Source organism: Dolichospermum sp. UHCC 0259 (assembly GCF_009711935.1).
Classification (GTDB): domain Bacteria; phylum Cyanobacteriota; class Cyanobacteriia; order Cyanobacteriales; family Nostocaceae; genus Dolichospermum.
Window position 1 is genome coordinate 1 of sequence record NZ_VIKX01000119.1, and the last position, 15,078, is coordinate 15,078.

Genomic DNA, 15,078 nt, shown 5'->3' on the forward strand with positions numbered 1-15,078 from the left:
TGTAGAACAATTCCGGGAAGGTGTTAACACAATCCGCCCTGGGGAGGTAGGAGAAGAATATTACCAATCACCCATTACCAATTACCCACTACCTAAAAAGGCAATTTATCGAATAAACCTAATGAGAAACTAATGGCAAAACCCAGGATGCTAATCACGATGAGGATTGTTAGCATATAGCCTTGAGATTGACCAGAAATGCTGTATTTTAAACTTTGTCCGCTAAAAATCGCCGCAAAGCCGACTAAGTTGACTAGACCATCTACCAAAAAGCGATCGCTCCACGCGGATATCCGAGATAACAGCTCCACAGCACTTACAATCGTTAAGCGATAAATCCGGTCTATGTAAAAATCATAGCCTAATAAGTCTTGGATAAATCTCCAAACCAAAATTCTCGATCTTGACCAAGCCTTGTGCAGATGAATTGTTGCGCCAATAGTCACCCCAAAAATGGTAGAAGCTACTAAAGATCCCACCACATACCAATCGAGGCTTTCCCAGCTAGGTAATAAATACCATTGCTGTAGCATTAGGGGTAACAATAGTGTTAGGATAGTTAGAGTCACCATTGGCAACGCCATTGACCAACCAACTTCTGGAGCGCGGCGAGTTTTTGGTTGCGGTGGTCCCCAAAAAACTAACCGGAATACCCTCGTTAAATTCAAAGCCGTTAAGCCATTAACTAAGATTAAAACCACAATTACCCAAGGGCTAATCTTCACTAAGCCATCAGCCCATGCTAACATTGCCCAAAAACTGCCTAGTGGTAGTAGTGTCACCATACCTGCCGAACCAACGACAAAAGCCGTAGTTGTAGCTGGCATTTTTGACCACAAACCCCCCATTTCTGTCAAGTCTTGAGTTTGGGTAGTGTAGATAACTGAACCAGAACTCATGAATAATAAGGCTTTGGCAATAGCATGACTCAGAAGTAACATTAACGCCACTCCACCCTGTTCCAAACCTACCGCCAAAAATACCAATCCCATGTAAGCACTGGTGGAATGGGAGAGCGATCGCTTAATATCAATTTGAGCCAGAGATACCAATGTCGCCCCCACCGCTGTCATAATCCCCACAACCACTAAAGTATTTAAAGCAAAGGGGGACAAATATAATAATGGTTGAACTTTATAGAGGAAATAAGCACCCCCACCGACCACCAACGAATTTCGCATCACCGAAGCCGGATTAGGTCCCTCCATTGCCTCATCTAACCACAAATGCAGGGGAAATTGAGCGCACTTACCAGCAGGCCCGGCAATTAAACCCAAACAGAGTAAAGTTGCTGTTACAGGGTTTAAATCAGCCGTTTGCGCCCACTCATACAAATCCGAAAAGTTTAAGCTACCTGCCAAAGTAGAAAGAGTCACCACAGCCATTAACAGCAGCAAATCACCTACCCGCTTCGTCAAAAAAGCATCTCGCGCCGCCGTCACTACCAACGGTTGAGCATACCAAAATCCCACCAGTAAATAGGTCGAAAGGGTGAGAACTTCCAACAAAGCATAGCTAAGAAACAAAGAATCACTAATTGCTAGACCACTCAAAGCAGCTTCAAAAAATCCGACTAAACCAAAAAATCTGGCTAAAGACCAATCTTTTTCCATGTAGCCGAGTGCGTAAATTTGCGCCAACAGACTTAATCCAGTAATTAAAACTGTCGCCCCAACACTGACCACAGAAATTTCCAAAGCAAAAGACAATTGAAAATCAGCAGCTTGAAACCAAGTAATTACTAAATTCTCCTGTTCTCGATTCCAGATATCTTTAAATACTAATAAACTATGGACAAAACCTAAGATGGTAGTCAATAAGTTCAAGTAAGCCGCAGGTCTAGGCCCCGTACGCTGGATGATTCCTATACTCCAAGGCAACGTTAAAATTGCCCCTAGTAAGCTATAAAGAGGTACGAACCAACTTGTTAAAAATAGAAACTCATTCATTTAATATTTTCCTTGACAACATCTTCCCGATTCTCTTAAACAGCCTTTAAATAATCATTTGCTCAAAAAACAATATCTTTGAGAAAATCTATGTTTTCTTAACTTTTTTTAGCTCAATATGCCTAAGCACATTTACTTTAGATTAGCCTATTGTCGAGCCATTAAATATAATTTAACATCTTAGATATGCTAATAATTTTTGAACAACATTTTTTATTTTTCTGCTTTTTTTAAATTGGTTTTTTAAGTACGTTGGTAAAATTTGCAGATTTTCACCCACTGTTTATGGCAATAGCGAATCACAGGAAAGATATAGCCAGTAGCCCGTCCGTCCCATATATAGCACTCACCAATCCTTCTCATCAAAGAATTAGCCCAGGCTATGAACTATAGTAATTCTCAAAGTGATAAAGAAATTATAAAGCATAAGTTGTCACTCTAGGGATCAGTGAACTTTAATCTCATAAAAGACCGTATGAACTTTTGTTAACTTTTTTTAATATATTTTATTACAAACTATTATAGTAATTTATGTTGCCAGGGATGCCAATCTTTCATAAGCTTAAATGTGGCGGTATTTTCGGATCAGGATGAGCATCCCCGTCCAAAATTTCCACCCACAGTTCTAATTCGATTAAATTTTGAGGAGTTCTGCGATGCCAATTGCAGTTGGAATGATTGAAACTAAAGGCTTTCCCGCAGTAGTAGAAGCTGCGGACGCAATGGTGAAGGCCGCCCGTGTGACTTTAGTAGGATATGAAAAAATTGGTAGCGCTCGCGTTACAGTTATTGTGAGAGGAGATGTTTCTGAAGTTCAAGCTTCAGTAGCAGCCGGCATTGAAGCAGCTAAAAGAGTAAACGGTGGTGAAGTGGTATCTACCCACATCATTGCTCGTCCTCATGAAAACCTAGAATATGTCTTGCCAATTCGTTATACAGAAGCTGTAGAACAGTTCCGTGCTTAGTCTAATTACTGTTTAAACGAAAAACATTAACAGGGTTGCTGGCTTGAGTTTAAATCTGGTACAAGTAAAAATTTAATTTAAGGACAAAAACAAATGTCAATTGCAGTAGGAATGGTAGAGACTCTAGGCTTTCCCGCCGTAGTAGAAGCTGCTGATGCGATGGTAAAAGCCGCCCGTGTTACCTTAGTTGGTTATGAAAAAATTGGTAGTGGTCGCGTAACCGTTATCGTGCGTGGTGATGTTTCCGAAGTTCAAGCTTCCGTAGGTGCTGGAGTAGAATCAGTTAAGCGCGTTAACGGTGGACAAGTGCTATCCACTCACATCATTGCTCGTCCCCACGAAAACTTGGAGTATGTTCTCCCTATTCGTTATACCGAAGATGTAGAACAATTCCGGGAAGGTGTTAACACAATCCGCCCTTTCGGTAGAAGACCATAATTAATAATGCAAATTGCCAGAGTTCGTGGCACAGTAACTAGCACCCAAAAAGATCCCAGTCTGCGGGGTGTGAAGCTACTAATGTTGCAATTAATAGATGAAAATGGCAATCTCCTGCCAGTATACGAGGTAGCCGCCGATAACAGTGTAGGGGCAGGAGTAGATGAGTGGGTACTTGTCAGTCGTGGCAGTGCTGCTCGTCAATTATCCGGTAATGAACAACGACCCTTAGACGCAGCAGTAGTGGCAATTATAGACACCATTTACGTTGAAGATCGTGTAATTTACAGCAAAAAAGACCAGTATAGATAGTCAGGGAAGAGGTAATGGGTAATAGGTGATGGGTAATGGGTGAAAACTTACCAATGACCAATGACCAATAACCACTGACAAAAAGCTTATTTCAGGAGGAATCTCGCAATGGTAGTCCGCAGCACGGCGGCACCCCCAACCCCATGGTCAAGGAGTTTAGCAGAACCAAAAATTCATGAAACTGCATTTGTCCACTCTTCTTGTAACCTCATTGGTGATGTCAATATAGGCGCAAATGTCATCGTTGCTCCAGGGACTGCAATTAGAGCAGATGAAGGTACACCTTTTTGTATTAGTGAAAATACTAATATTCAAGATGGTGTCGTTATTCATGGGTTGGAGCAAGGCCGAGTCATTGGTGATGATGGTAAAGAATACTCAGTATGGGTTGGAAAAAGTGCCTCCATTACCCACATGGCACTGATTCATGGACCTGCTTACGTTGGCGATAGTTGTTTTATTGGCTTTCGTTCTACGGTATTTAATGCCAAGGTAGGTAATGGCTGCATTGTGATGATGCACGCCTTAATTCAAGATGTGGAAATACCACCGGGTAAATACGTAGCTTCTGGATCAATAATTACGACCCAGCAGCAAGCGGATAGATTGCCAGATGTCCAAGTGCAGGATCAAGAATTTGCTCACCATGTAGTAGGGATTAATCAGGCTTTACGGGCTGGTTATCACTGTGCTGCGGATAGCAAGTGTATTGCGCCCATTCGGGATGAACTCAATCTTTCCGGTGCTAAATCTTATACAAGTATTGAAGTTGAAGAGTTTGAAAGGAGTAGTGACGTGGTGAGCTATAGCTTGGGTGCAGAAACAGTAGATCAATTACGTTATCTACTAGAACAAGGATTTAAAATTGGGACAGAACACGTTGACCAAAGACGTTTTCGGACAGGTTCTTGGCAAAGTTGTCAAGCAATTGCAACTCGGTCTTTAGGTGAAGCTGTTGCGGCTGTAGAGTCTTGTTTGAGAGACCACAGTGGCGAATATGTGCGTCTCTTTGGTATTGACAATAATAGAAGACGGGTATTAGAAACTATCGTTCAACGTCCTGAAGGTGTTGTTGCTGGTACATCTAGCTTTAAAGCCCCTGCTGCGGCATCTGCTGGCAGTTACAACGGCAATGGCAATGGTAACGGTATTGGTAGTGCCAAATTGAGTGCGGAAACTGTAGATCAAATCCGTCAACTTTTGGCTGGTGGTTACAAAATTGGCACAGAACACGTAGATGAACGTCGCTTCCGTACAGGTTCTTGGAACAGTTGTGAACCCATTCAATCTAATTCCACTCAGGCAGTTGTTTCTGCCTTGGAAGAATGTATCGGAATACACCAAGGTGAGTATGTACGTTTGATTGGGATTGACACCAAAGCCAAACGCCGTGTTTTAGAAGCAATTATCCAAAGACCAAATGGACAAGTAGCATCTTCTGGTAGCAGCAAATCATTTACCAGTACAAGTTCTGCAACTGCAACAGTTAGCAGTGGCACTTTAACTGCGGAAATAGTAGGTCAATTGCGCCAACTGTTATCCAGTGGAGCAAAAATTGCAGTAGAACACGTAGATCAACGCCGTTTCCGTACAGGTACTTGGACAGTTGCGGGTCAAATTCAGGCTACATCTGAAAGAGAAGCGATCGCTGCTTTAGAAGGATATGTCTCTGAATACCCAGGCGAATATGTGCGTTTAGTTGGGACTGACCCCAAAGCCAAACGCCGCGTATTAGAAGCAATTATCCAACGTCCATAAAGAGGCAGAGGGCAGGAAGTAGGGGAAGTAGGGGAGAAATTTTCTTCCTTCTTCTTTCTGACAACTGACCACTGACCACTAACAACTGACAACTAACTACTGACCACTGACAACTGACCACTGACAAATCGTCCATTTCCGGCTTCCGAGGTAATAAATTCCATGTCTGTATCGCTGCTACGCCTGGGCGATAGATTTGATGCTCATATTCATGGTGACGTAATTATTCATCCCAGTGCAGTCATAGCTCCTGGGGTAATTCTGCAAGCAGCTACTAATAGTACAATTGTAATTGGGGCTGGAGTATGTCTGGGTATGGGGTCAATTCTCCAAGTAAGTGAGGGTCTTTTAGAAATAGAAGCAGGAGCAAACTTGGGAGCCGGTTTCTTGATGGTTGGTGAAGGCAAAATTGGGGCTAATGCTTGTATTGGTGCAGCAACAACGGTTTTTAACTGTTCCGTCGCACCAGGACAAGTGATTCCCTCTGGTTCAATTTTGGGAGATACTAGTCGGCAGATTGTTGAACCGTCAGCGGTACAACCAGAATCTACTAATTCTCAACCAGAGAAATCAGCCGAAAAACTAGAATCTCCTCATTCTCAACCAGAGGAACAGGAAAAAGTATTTTCCTCAACTCAACTCTCGGTTGCGGCTTTTCTGGAGTTTAAACACCAATCTACGCCTGTATCACCACCTTCACCTACACCGAAAAGCCAGTCTCCACCAGAGTCAGAAACGGCTGTGGCTAGTGATTCGACCCCCGTTGAAACTCCGCTCCCAGAGTCTACAGAACCTACTTCTGAAGACTTAGAACCTGGCGAGTCTGATCTAGAAGCTCAAAACATTTTTGGTACGCAAATCTATGGACAAGGTAGCATAAATAGGCTGCTGAGTACATTATTTCCCCATAGACAATCCTTGGGTAACGAAAACTCTCACAATTCTTCAGGTTAAGTGTTAAGTATGAAGTGTGAACTTAAGTCCATATTGAAATGCTAGTTTTCCTTCTTTTTTGATTGAAGACGCTATACGAACCTTATCCTGGAAAATTTAAATGGAAACATCTAATCAACACGCTTTGAGTACCATTCATGCACCACGTCGCCGTGATAGCCTCAAAGATACTGCTTTGGGTATGGTATCAACCCTCAGTTTCCCCGCTATAGTTGGCACGGCTGACATGATGTTAAAGTCGGCTGGAGTCCACTTAGTTGGCTATGAAAAAATTGGTAGTGGTCATTGTACAGCAATTGTCCGAGGTGGTATTGCTGATGTCCGTTTGGCTGTAGAAGCTGGTGTACAAACGGCTGAACAGTTTGGCCAGTTGGTTTCTAGTTTGGTGATTGCGCGTCCTTATCCTAATTTAGATATAATTCTACCTATTAACCGTCTGACTCGATTTATGGGAGATGGTGGTGGATACAGCCGTTTGAGTAATCAAGCGATTGGGTTGGTGGAAACTCGCGGATTTCCAGCTATGGTGGGTGCTTGTGATGCCATGCTTAAAGCTGCTGATGTCCAGTTAGCATCTTATGAAAAGATTGGTGCTGGTTTGTGTACGGCAATTATTCGCGGTTCTGTGGCTAATGTAGCCGTAGCTGTGGAAGCAGGGATGTTTGAAGCGGAACGTATTGGTGAGTTAAATGCCGTAATGGTGATTCCTCGGCCATTAGATGAGTTGGAGGAAACTTTGCCTGTGGCTAGTTGCTGGATGGAAGAACGCCAACCAATTAATATACCTATTAATATTAAAGATAAAATAACAGATGTGGAAGCGGTAGAGTTGCCTGATTTGGCAAAACTGCCTGTGAGAGTGAAGGAAGAAATTTGGAATGATGAATAATATCACAGGGAATAAGTACAAATTAACCATCATGTGTATGAACGATATTTGGTCGTTTCAGGTTTTGCGGATGAAGTCTATATAAATAGCGATAGCGAAGCGCTGCTGCAAGCAGTTCGCTAAAAAATCATCGGAAAATCGGGTTTAAATCCCTGCAAGTCATACCCCCTATTTGGTATTTCCTGTCAATGCGTAAGTCCTAGCATCTTGCATTTGTGCGGATTTATTAAATTGTATGTTTTTTAAATAATTACTCCCGGTTCGCTCATTTTTTTTGGAGTTCGAGAAATTGCCCAAAAAACAGAAAGTCTAGGTTTCGTAATGGTTTTAGCGATTTCCCGAAATTTAGCTTGAACTACCACTCGGTGCTAAAAACTCTATTTTTATGCGATCGCCTACGTCATAGTACATTTGAATTACAGGCTAAAACCCTATTAAATCGTTCAGGTTTTTTCTAACTCAATTTAAAATAGGCGAACCGGGAGTAATTAGTAAGTTAGTCTTTTTTGCCAAAAAATTTTACTCGCTACGCTCCCAAGGGTAAAGGAAAGAAGAGCAAAAGTATAAAGGGTTATAGAGTCCATGCTGGGGAACACACAACCCGAAAACCGACGAAGGTGTAACCGTAATCCGCAAGGCTGAGGTAGCGACAAGCCGAACGGCAATCCCCAGAAAAGTTACCCCAAGAACCGCCGCGCAGGATATATTTGTTATTACTCTTATCAATATCTTGCCATTCGTTCCCATCTATAGGCGCACCTTCATAAATATTATGCCAATGGTCTTGACACCACTCCCATACATTACCGTGCATATCGTATAATCCAAAATTATTAGCTAGTCCAAAACTACCTACTTTTGTTGTTTCTACTCTGTAAATTCCTTTAACACCATCGCCATAAGTGTAATCACCATTATAGTTAGCCAAATCTGTTGTAATTGTCTCACCAAAGTGAAATGGTGTAGTAGTACCGGCTCGACAAGCATATTCCCATTCTGCTTCACTGGGTAGACGGTAGCTTTTGCCTGTGTATTTGGAGAGGCGTAAGCAAAACTCAACCGCATCATACCAGGAAACACGCTCTACTGGTCGGTTGTCTCCTTTAAAGTATGATGGTTCTGGTTTTAATTCGCGGTCAACTGTGGGTAGTTTGGCTACGGCTTTCCACTGTGCTTGTGTGACTGAGTACTTACCCATAAAAAAGGATTGAACAGTTACTTCATGTTGAGGTTTTTCATCGTTATATCCTTCTACTGAACCCATCATAAATCTACCACTGGGAATAACAACCATTTCTAAGGTGATACCTTTATTTAAGTTTTTGTTAAAGTATTGGGCTTGGTTGGTTTCTCGTTTAATGATTTTGCCGCGATAGTTGACAGTGACAGTTTCAAACTCAAAGGACTTTAGCTCATCACGTTCTTTTCCCAAAGATGGAACATCTTTAAATTCTCCCTTAGAAGAAAAAGCAGTAATCATATTTTTAACTAAATCTTCTCCCTCTTTATCCTGATTTCTTTCGGCTGCGGCTAAAGCTAAATCTAATCTTTTTAAAGGATCTTGATTCGCTTCAATCCAACGCCAATAATCACTTAATAAAGCTGTAATTCTCGCACTGTGACAGATTGTATCTGAACTCATTTCATGTTCATAACCCCATTCCAGAAACAAGATTAAATTTGAGTTTTCTTGTAGAAGTAACTGACTTGCCTTCTTATCATTTTTATTACCAAAAATATTGATAACTGTTTCACAAAAAATTCTATAATAGAAATCCAAAACTTTAGGAGCAATATATTCAATTCCTCTCCCTTTTTGCAATTTACTTTCTGCATAAGTACGGGCAGGCTCTGGTAAATTTACTCTCCAATCAGATGCAGTAGGAGACAATTCTCCCATAGAAAACTTGAATAATTCTAACAAAGCCTTATTTCCACTTCTACCCCAAATAGCCCTAGCTAAATCTCGACTCAAGCCACTAGGAAAGAAAGCCAATAAAGGAAATATATCTTGTCCTTCTACCGATAACATTTCAAAGGAACGATCTAAAGTTATCCGCAGACTTCTTTCTTTTCTTTCTTGAGGAGAATAAGAAGTGAGAACTTCCAGAGGTTCATCTATCAAGTCTTCACACAGCATCTTGAGAGTAGATTTAGTTTCTGCCATATAAGATGCTGCTAATTTAATGGGTAACGGATAACCATCTAAAAACTTAACTAAAAGATTAAAATCTTCTAGCAAATTATCATTACCCCATTGTGCTTGCGGTGGAGCATACTTTTTAAATATCTCTCTTGTTTCTGATACTCCCATGCTATAAACTTCTTCTTGATGACAATAAAGAATATCTCCTGCTAGAGAATCACGGGAAGTTAACAACATTCTTAATTTAGGACATTGTTCTAAAAGCGAGTTCAAAAGTTCAATTAGTTCATTGGATTCTTTTTCAATTAATCTATCCAAATCATCGAGAATTAAAAACACTCGACTATTCTTTAATTCTTTTTCTAAAGCAAAACTACTCAATTCAAGACTCTGTTTGATTTTCGTAATTAGCGTCCCTACAGAATCAGTATCTCGTAAACTAATAAACCAAACTCCATCTTTGTAGCGATTTCGTTCATGTAACCACTGACCAATGGCATAAGCTAAGGACGTTTTACCTATTCCTCCCATACCATGTAGGGCTATACAACGTTTATTATCCGACTCTACCAGTGCTTTAATTACTTGATGTATTTCTTTTTTGCGTCCTACAAAGTTGGGATTATCAGGGGGAATATTAGTATTTGACCACTGAGGATAGATAACACTGTGAGAATCGGCTGGTTCTATAATCAGTGATTGATTGTGGGAAGATTGGGGTAATAATCGAAATTTAAAAGCTTCATCAAAATTAACTCCTGGCTGAAAAGTTTCAGAGTTAAATATTGTTTTTAATTTATCATCAAGTTTCACTGCATTACGACTCACTAAAAAAGCATTAGCAATATTATCTTGATTGAATAATGCTTGATAAAGTCGTCTAGAAAAACATCGGGCTGCAACATCTAAAATCTTATCTTCAGCGTCTACTCCAATTACATGAGATACTCCAGCTTTGACAAAAGCCTGAGCTAATTTTTCTGAATGACAAGCATTTAATAATGCTAATTGACAGGGTGCTTGTTTCTGATTTGATAAAGCAATTTCTAACTCTTCTTCACTAAAAGAACGAGTCATTCCTACCTCATCTTCTAACACTAGGGCTGTACTATCCCCCTCTCTCATTCCATGACCAATAAAGTGAATAATTAGTGGTTTAACGCGAGTAGAAAATACATCTTGTAATGTTTGTGAAGTAGCTACTTTCACCACTATTTCCACTGCTAGAGGATGAGATATATCCTCTAATACTGAAGCTATGGCATCAATTTCTTGCTGAATTGATAAATTCTCTACTGGTGATAAATCTTCATTCAGTAAAGGGGCTGAAAACAGGATGAGAATTTGATTACTGAAGGAATTATCTTGTTTGGAGGGTTTTTCTACCCCAGGATTAAGGGGGGTTTTTACAGCTACTTGTGAGACAACCATGCTTCTATTTCTTCATCAGTAGCGGTTCTTAAGTCAAGATAAGGACGTTTTGGGTGTTGTAACTTGCCTTTTGGTTCTATCCCTTTTTCTCGCAATTTTTGCCGCCAATTATTGATAGACTTAGCAGCTTTGATACTGTAATCCATCAACTGTGCTGTCGCTGAAGCTACTGTAATGAGCAAAACAATGTCATCTACACCCAATACGCGGTTTGGTGACTTTTGTACCTTGAGTGAACTTAGAGATAGTGATGTTTCTAAAGACTCTATTTCATCTGGGGGTAGTTGGGATGAAATCAATATACTACAGAGAGGAATTTCACTCATTTATACTTCTAAAAATTTTGTTGTTTGAGGATTAGCTCTTTTAATACGAGATGCTACCAACTGTATCGCTAAATATTACCACTTGTAAACAAATCTTCACTGATTTATAGCCGATGTCAAAAAAATAACCCTAAGAAGTCTCCTGTTGCCTAGCTTCATGAATTAGTTGACAACTTAAATAGGATATCGCTGAAAACAACTTTTTAAAATGAAAACAGACACCATATTTTACCAATTATTTCAAGAATACCCAGCATATTTTTTGAACTGGTTGACTAATATAGATATGAATATATGTTAAAATTGGATTACCATAAATAGTGGAAAATTATTTCAATGGAAATTACTAAACTATCAACTCAAGGTCAAATTACTATTCCCCAAGTTTTAAGAGATCAGTATCATTGGCAAGATGGACAGGAATTAATAATAATTAATTTAGGTGATGGAATTTTATTAAAGCCTAAAAAAACTTTTCCAGAAACAAAATTAGATGATGCTGCTGGTTGTTTGAATTATCAAGGAGAAGCCAAAACAATTGAAGAGATGGAACAAGCGGTAGCACAGGGAATAGAAGAATTATGGAATCAATGATTGCTATTGATACTAACATTGTCGTTAGATTTATTACCGAAGATGATGAGCTACAGTATCAACAAAGTTTAGCATTATTCAAAAATAAAAATATTTTTATTGCTGATACTGTCATCTTGGAAACTGAATGGGTTTTAAGGTTTGCTTACAAGTTTAAATCTTTAGAAATTTGTCAGGCTTTTAGAAAGGTTTTTGGTTTACCTAATGTTTATTTAACTAATGAAAAGCTAATTTTACAAGTTATTGAATGGCATGAAAATGGTATTGATTTTGCAGATGCTTTTCATTTAGCTTCTAGTAATCATTGTTTGGAGTTTTATACTTTTGATGAAAGATTTATTAAAAAATCTCAAAGTTTATCTAATTCAATAGTAAAAAAGCCTGATTTGTAAATTTGTTATCATTAGAACTAAACAAAAGATAGATTCTCAATTTCAACAGCAACAGGTATTACAAATCATCGAGACGATTTTAATTTACAAGTTTCCAAGAATGAATAGGGAGGAAATAGAAGCCATGTTTGGATTAAGTGAGTTAAAACAAACCCGATTTTATCAAGAAGCAAAAGAAGAGGGTGAACGCAAGGCTAAATTAGACGCAGTTCCTGGTTTGATAGCATTGGGTTTAACTAGAGAACAAATCGCACAAGTTTTAAATTTAAGTTTGGCAGAAATTAGCCAGATTATCCAACAACAGAATATCAACATGAAGGACAAATAATACTTACTGCGATAATAGTATACTTACAAGCTTATATATAGCGGTAATCACGCTTGATTCAATATAATCGAGGGCGCAGGCCCTGCGCCCCTACAGGCTTGATGATTTGCTGACTGTATCTCATTCAAGTACATAGCACTATAACATTTTTTATTATGGGACAGTTTCAACTACGGTGAGGGACAATTTTAGCTGGCAAGATTCTTCTGCACTACAAAAGTTTTATTATGAATGTTTGTGCTTTATAATACTAGAGAGTGCTGTATTTCGTGTTAGTGCTTAAGCTGTTATTTTTTCTATCTATGCCAAAAACTTTTTATGCTACTTTAAGTCATTAATCGGATACTTCTATCAGCAGGAATATCACCGTGACTTTATTTCACAAGCATACTAAATTATTGATAATGTCCGCTTTGTTGGGATTAGTAGCTTTGCCAAGCATGGTTACACCAGCTACAGCCCAAACTGTTGAGAATACAGACAAAAATCCCAGTCTGAATCAACCCAAATCTACTCCTATTTATGAAGTCGCACCACCACCAGAACGAATTAAACCTTTACCCACTGAGAGACAATTACAACAGGGAGAAACACCTGTGGATTATCGCATTAGTAATTTATTGGGGGATTTTACTGGTAATCTGTGGGTAGGTTCGTGGCGCGGATTATCACGGATTAACCCCAATACAGGTAGGGTTATTTCTCGTGTGAGTTTACCAAATATTGCCATTAGCGCTTTAGTTCAAGATAAGGTAGGGCGTTTATGGGTGGGAAATAATCAAGGTTTAACGAGGGTAGACCCCCAAACCAGTCAAATTACAGCCCAGAATTTATTATTACCTTCTAAACGAGTATTATCACTGTTACTTGACAAACGCGGCTATTTGTGGGTAGGAACTGATGCTGGGTTGACTTTGGTTAGTCCCGACCAAGGTTTAATTATGACAACGGTTAAAAATATGCCCGGTGTCAGTGTTAATGCAATGACTTTAGATGCTGACGGTCAGTTGTGGGTGGGGACGCTGGATGGAATCGTTAAGGTGAATACTTCCAGTGCTTTACTGATGAAGAGAATCCAAAATCTACCGGGGGGAACTGTCCAAACTTTGGCTATTAGTCCCCAGGGGTTAATTTGGGCGGGTATGCCAAATCAATTGTTGGTGATTAATCCCAAAAATGGTATTGTGTTACGGTCTGTAACTCCCCTGCGTGGACGTAATGTGACATCGGTTAGGTTTGCTAAGGATGGTAGTGTGTGGGTGGGTACTAATAATGGTCTACTGCGATTAAATCCATATACGGGGGCAGTATTAGACCAAGTTACGGGACTGCCTTCTAGTCGAGTTTTGACTTTGGCACCGGATATTGGTAATAAGTTATGGGTGGGAACAACGGAGGGTTTAGCTTGGTTAATGCCTTCGGTGGGTACGGCTCAACCTCATTTTGGTTTTGGTCGGTATGTGAAATAGGAGTCAGGAGTCAGGAGTCAGGAGGAAGAATTAGAAGGATATAAGAATAGTCTCGGATATGGAAAATTGAGGATATTCAGATAGTTGAAACTGTTCCCTGTTCCCTGTTCCCTTGCCCCAACGACAATTTTTAACGCCCACCTACTTACTTAATTGACAATTATCAGTTGACAATTAACAATTGACAATTATCAATGATCAATTCTTTATGGCAGTTACTACCCAACAATTAACTCAATGGAAACAACAGGGACGGGCGATTGTTGCGTTAACTGCCTGGGATTATGCGATCGCTCAACTTTTGGATCTAGCTGGTGTAGACTTTATCCTAGTTGGTGATTCTCTTGCCGTTGTCCTGGGTTATGAAACTACTTTACCAATAACTTTGGATGAAATGATCCATCATGCTAAAGCTGTACGACGTGGGGTCAAAAACGCTCTAGTTGTGGTGGATTTACCATTTTTGACTTATCAAGAAAGTATTTCTCAAGCTATGCACTCTGCCGGTAGGGTGTTGAAGGAAACGGGGGCGCAAGCGGTAAAATTAGAAGGTGGTTATCCCGCGATGGTAGAAACCATTACTCGGTTAGTGCAGTCGGGGATTCCGGTTATGGGTCATGTGGGTTTAACACCCCAATCAATTCATCAATTAGGGTTACGACAACAGGGAAAAACCCAGGAAGCAGGAGAGAGAATTTTTAATGAAGCGATCGCTCTCGAACAAGCTGGGGTTTTTGCGATAGTATTAGAACATATTCCCACAAAACTAGCACTGCAAATTACTCAGAAACTCCGTATTCCTACTATTGGCATCGGTGCAGGTTCTAGCTGTGATGGTCAAGTATTGGTCACTTCTGACATTCTCGGACTTTCGGAAAAACAACCGCCATTCGCCAAAGTTTATACAAATTTGCGAGAAACAATTACCAAGGCTGTACAAGATTACGCTGTGGAAGTGCGCGAAGGACAGTTTCCTAAATGAGTTTGTTTCACGCAGAGGCGCACAGAGTAAGAAATTGAAATTATTTATACTCCTAATAGACTCTTTTTTGGTTCTCTAAGGTAATTCGTTGTAACTGTTCACACTCCCCCACTAAAAAGGAATTAGGAAGTAACAGGGATAGGAG

The 15,078-nt window shown here is 39.9% G+C and carries 13 protein-coding genes and 1 pseudogene; 11 read left to right on the forward strand and 3 right to left on the reverse strand.

What is annotated here, in order from left to right; genetic code table 11:
- Positions 1 to 92: 92 nt before the first annotated feature.
- The gene (locus tag FJR05_RS09495; RefSeq protein ID WP_168643873.1) at positions 93 to 1,949 is read right to left on the reverse strand and encodes an NAD(P)H-quinone oxidoreductase subunit F; all 1,857 of its coding nucleotides are present in this window, start codon (positions 1,947 to 1,949) and stop codon (positions 93 to 95) included.
- Positions 1,950 to 2,605: 656 nt separating this feature from the next.
- Here FJR05_RS09495 and FJR05_RS09500 point away from each other — a divergent pair.
- The 6 genes from FJR05_RS09500 (at position 2,606) to FJR05_RS09525 (ending at position 7,265) form a co-directional block, all read left to right on the forward strand.
- Entirely contained in the window at positions 2,606 to 2,914 is a 309-nt protein-coding gene (locus tag FJR05_RS09500; protein ID WP_027401081.1) for a carbon dioxide-concentrating mechanism protein CcmK, read from the forward strand.
- A gap of 93 nt (positions 2,915 to 3,007) precedes the next feature.
- Positions 3,008 to 3,352, forward strand: a complete 345-nt coding sequence (locus tag FJR05_RS09505) for a carbon dioxide-concentrating mechanism protein CcmK (protein WP_015080435.1) — start codon at positions 3,008 to 3,010, stop codon at positions 3,350 to 3,352.
- Between the two features lie 6 nt (positions 3,353 to 3,358).
- Positions 3,359 to 3,664 (forward strand): EutN/CcmL family microcompartment protein, encoded by a 306-nt coding sequence (locus tag FJR05_RS09510; RefSeq protein ID WP_015080436.1) that lies wholly within the window; start codon positions 3,359 to 3,361, stop codon positions 3,662 to 3,664.
- A 108-nt stretch (positions 3,665 to 3,772) separates the two neighbouring features.
- Positions 3,773 to 5,422, forward strand: coding sequence for a ribulose bisphosphate carboxylase small subunit (locus tag FJR05_RS09515; RefSeq protein ID WP_168643874.1), 1,650 nt, complete (start codon positions 3,773 to 3,775; stop codon positions 5,420 to 5,422).
- Positions 5,423 to 5,584: 162 nt separating this feature from the next.
- Positions 5,585 to 6,376 carry a transferase gene (locus tag FJR05_RS09520; protein ID WP_168643875.1) on the forward strand — a complete coding sequence of 264 codons (792 nt, stop codon included), beginning with the start codon at positions 5,585 to 5,587 and terminating at the stop codon, positions 6,374 to 6,376.
- Positions 6,377 to 6,476: 100 nt separating this feature from the next.
- The gene (locus FJR05_RS09525) at positions 6,477 to 7,265 is read left to right on the forward strand and encodes a BMC domain-containing protein (protein WP_168643876.1); all 789 of its coding nucleotides are present in this window, start codon (positions 6,477 to 6,479) and stop codon (positions 7,263 to 7,265) included.
- 571 nt (positions 7,266 to 7,836) lie between these two features.
- Here FJR05_RS09525 and FJR05_RS09530 read toward each other — a convergent pair.
- Positions 7,837 to 10,842, reverse strand: a complete 3,006-nt coding sequence (locus FJR05_RS09530; protein ID WP_168643877.1) for an SUMF1/EgtB/PvdO family nonheme iron enzyme — start codon at positions 10,840 to 10,842, stop codon at positions 7,837 to 7,839.
- Positions 10,824 to 11,168: a hypothetical protein gene (locus FJR05_RS09535; protein ID WP_168643878.1), complete on the reverse strand. Its 345-nt coding sequence runs from the start codon at positions 11,166 to 11,168 to the stop codon at positions 10,824 to 10,826. Before FJR05_RS09535 ends, FJR05_RS09530 begins: the two co-directional genes overlap by 19 nt.
- Before the next feature lie 336 nt (positions 11,169 to 11,504).
- Between FJR05_RS09535 and FJR05_RS09540 the strand changes: the two genes are divergently transcribed.
- The 5 genes and pseudogenes from FJR05_RS09540 to panB all read left to right on the forward strand — a co-directional run bounded on the left by FJR05_RS09540 (position 11,505) and on the right by panB (position 14,933).
- Positions 11,505 to 11,762 carry an AbrB/MazE/SpoVT family DNA-binding domain-containing protein gene (locus FJR05_RS09540; protein ID WP_168643879.1) on the forward strand — a complete coding sequence of 86 codons (258 nt, stop codon included), beginning with the start codon at positions 11,505 to 11,507 and terminating at the stop codon, positions 11,760 to 11,762.
- Positions 11,750 to 12,154, forward strand: coding sequence for a type II toxin-antitoxin system VapC family toxin (locus FJR05_RS09545; RefSeq protein WP_254446887.1), 405 nt, complete (start codon positions 11,750 to 11,752; stop codon positions 12,152 to 12,154). The genes FJR05_RS09540 and FJR05_RS09545 overlap by 13 nt, the downstream gene beginning before the upstream one ends.
- A 4-nt stretch (positions 12,155 to 12,158) precedes the next feature.
- Positions 12,159 to 12,482: pseudogene (locus tag FJR05_RS09550) on the forward strand (DUF2887 domain-containing protein); the annotation flags it as partial.
- A 404-nt stretch (positions 12,483 to 12,886) separates the two neighbouring features.
- Positions 12,887 to 13,951, forward strand: a complete 1,065-nt coding sequence (locus FJR05_RS09555; RefSeq protein WP_168643882.1) for a two-component regulator propeller domain-containing protein — start codon at positions 12,887 to 12,889, stop codon at positions 13,949 to 13,951.
- 208 nt (positions 13,952 to 14,159) lie between these two features.
- Positions 14,160 to 14,933, forward strand: a complete 774-nt coding sequence (panB, locus tag FJR05_RS09560; RefSeq protein ID WP_168643880.1) for a 3-methyl-2-oxobutanoate hydroxymethyltransferase — start codon at positions 14,160 to 14,162, stop codon at positions 14,931 to 14,933.
- The last annotated feature ends 145 nt before the right edge of the window (positions 14,934 to 15,078 follow it).

Excerpts from the sequence above, each read along its gene's own strand:
- FJR05_RS09520 (WP_168643875.1), top strand. The coding sequence starts at position 5,585 with ATGTCTGTATCGCTGCTACGCCTGGGCGATAGATTTGATGCTCATATT.
- FJR05_RS09495 (WP_168643873.1), bottom strand. The coding sequence starts at position 1,949 with ATGAATGAGTTTCTATTTTTAACAAGTTGGTTCGTACCTCTTTATAGC.
- FJR05_RS09540 (WP_168643879.1), top strand. The coding sequence starts at position 11,505 with ATGGAAATTACTAAACTATCAACTCAAGGTCAAATTACTATTCCCCAA.
- FJR05_RS09500 (WP_027401081.1), top strand. The coding sequence starts at position 2,606 with ATGCCAATTGCAGTTGGAATGATTGAAACTAAAGGCTTTCCCGCAGTA.
- FJR05_RS09535 (WP_168643878.1), bottom strand. The coding sequence starts at position 11,168 with ATGAGTGAAATTCCTCTCTGTAGTATATTGATTTCATCCCAACTACCC.
- FJR05_RS09515 (WP_168643874.1), top strand. The coding sequence starts at position 3,773 with ATGGTAGTCCGCAGCACGGCGGCACCCCCAACCCCATGGTCAAGGAGT.
- FJR05_RS09525 (WP_168643876.1), top strand. The coding sequence starts at position 6,477 with ATGGAAACATCTAATCAACACGCTTTGAGTACCATTCATGCACCACGT.
- FJR05_RS09530 (WP_168643877.1), bottom strand. The coding sequence starts at position 10,842 with ATGGTTGTCTCACAAGTAGCTGTAAAAACCCCCCTTAATCCTGGGGTA.
- FJR05_RS09545 (WP_254446887.1), top strand. The coding sequence starts at position 11,750 with ATGGAATCAATGATTGCTATTGATACTAACATTGTCGTTAGATTTATT.
- FJR05_RS09510 (WP_015080436.1), top strand. The coding sequence starts at position 3,359 with ATGCAAATTGCCAGAGTTCGTGGCACAGTAACTAGCACCCAAAAAGAT.
- FJR05_RS09505 (WP_015080435.1), top strand. The coding sequence starts at position 3,008 with ATGTCAATTGCAGTAGGAATGGTAGAGACTCTAGGCTTTCCCGCCGTA.
- FJR05_RS09555 (WP_168643882.1), top strand. The coding sequence starts at position 12,887 with ATGTCCGCTTTGTTGGGATTAGTAGCTTTGCCAAGCATGGTTACACCA.
- panB (WP_168643880.1), top strand. The coding sequence starts at position 14,160 with ATGGCAGTTACTACCCAACAATTAACTCAATGGAAACAACAGGGACGG.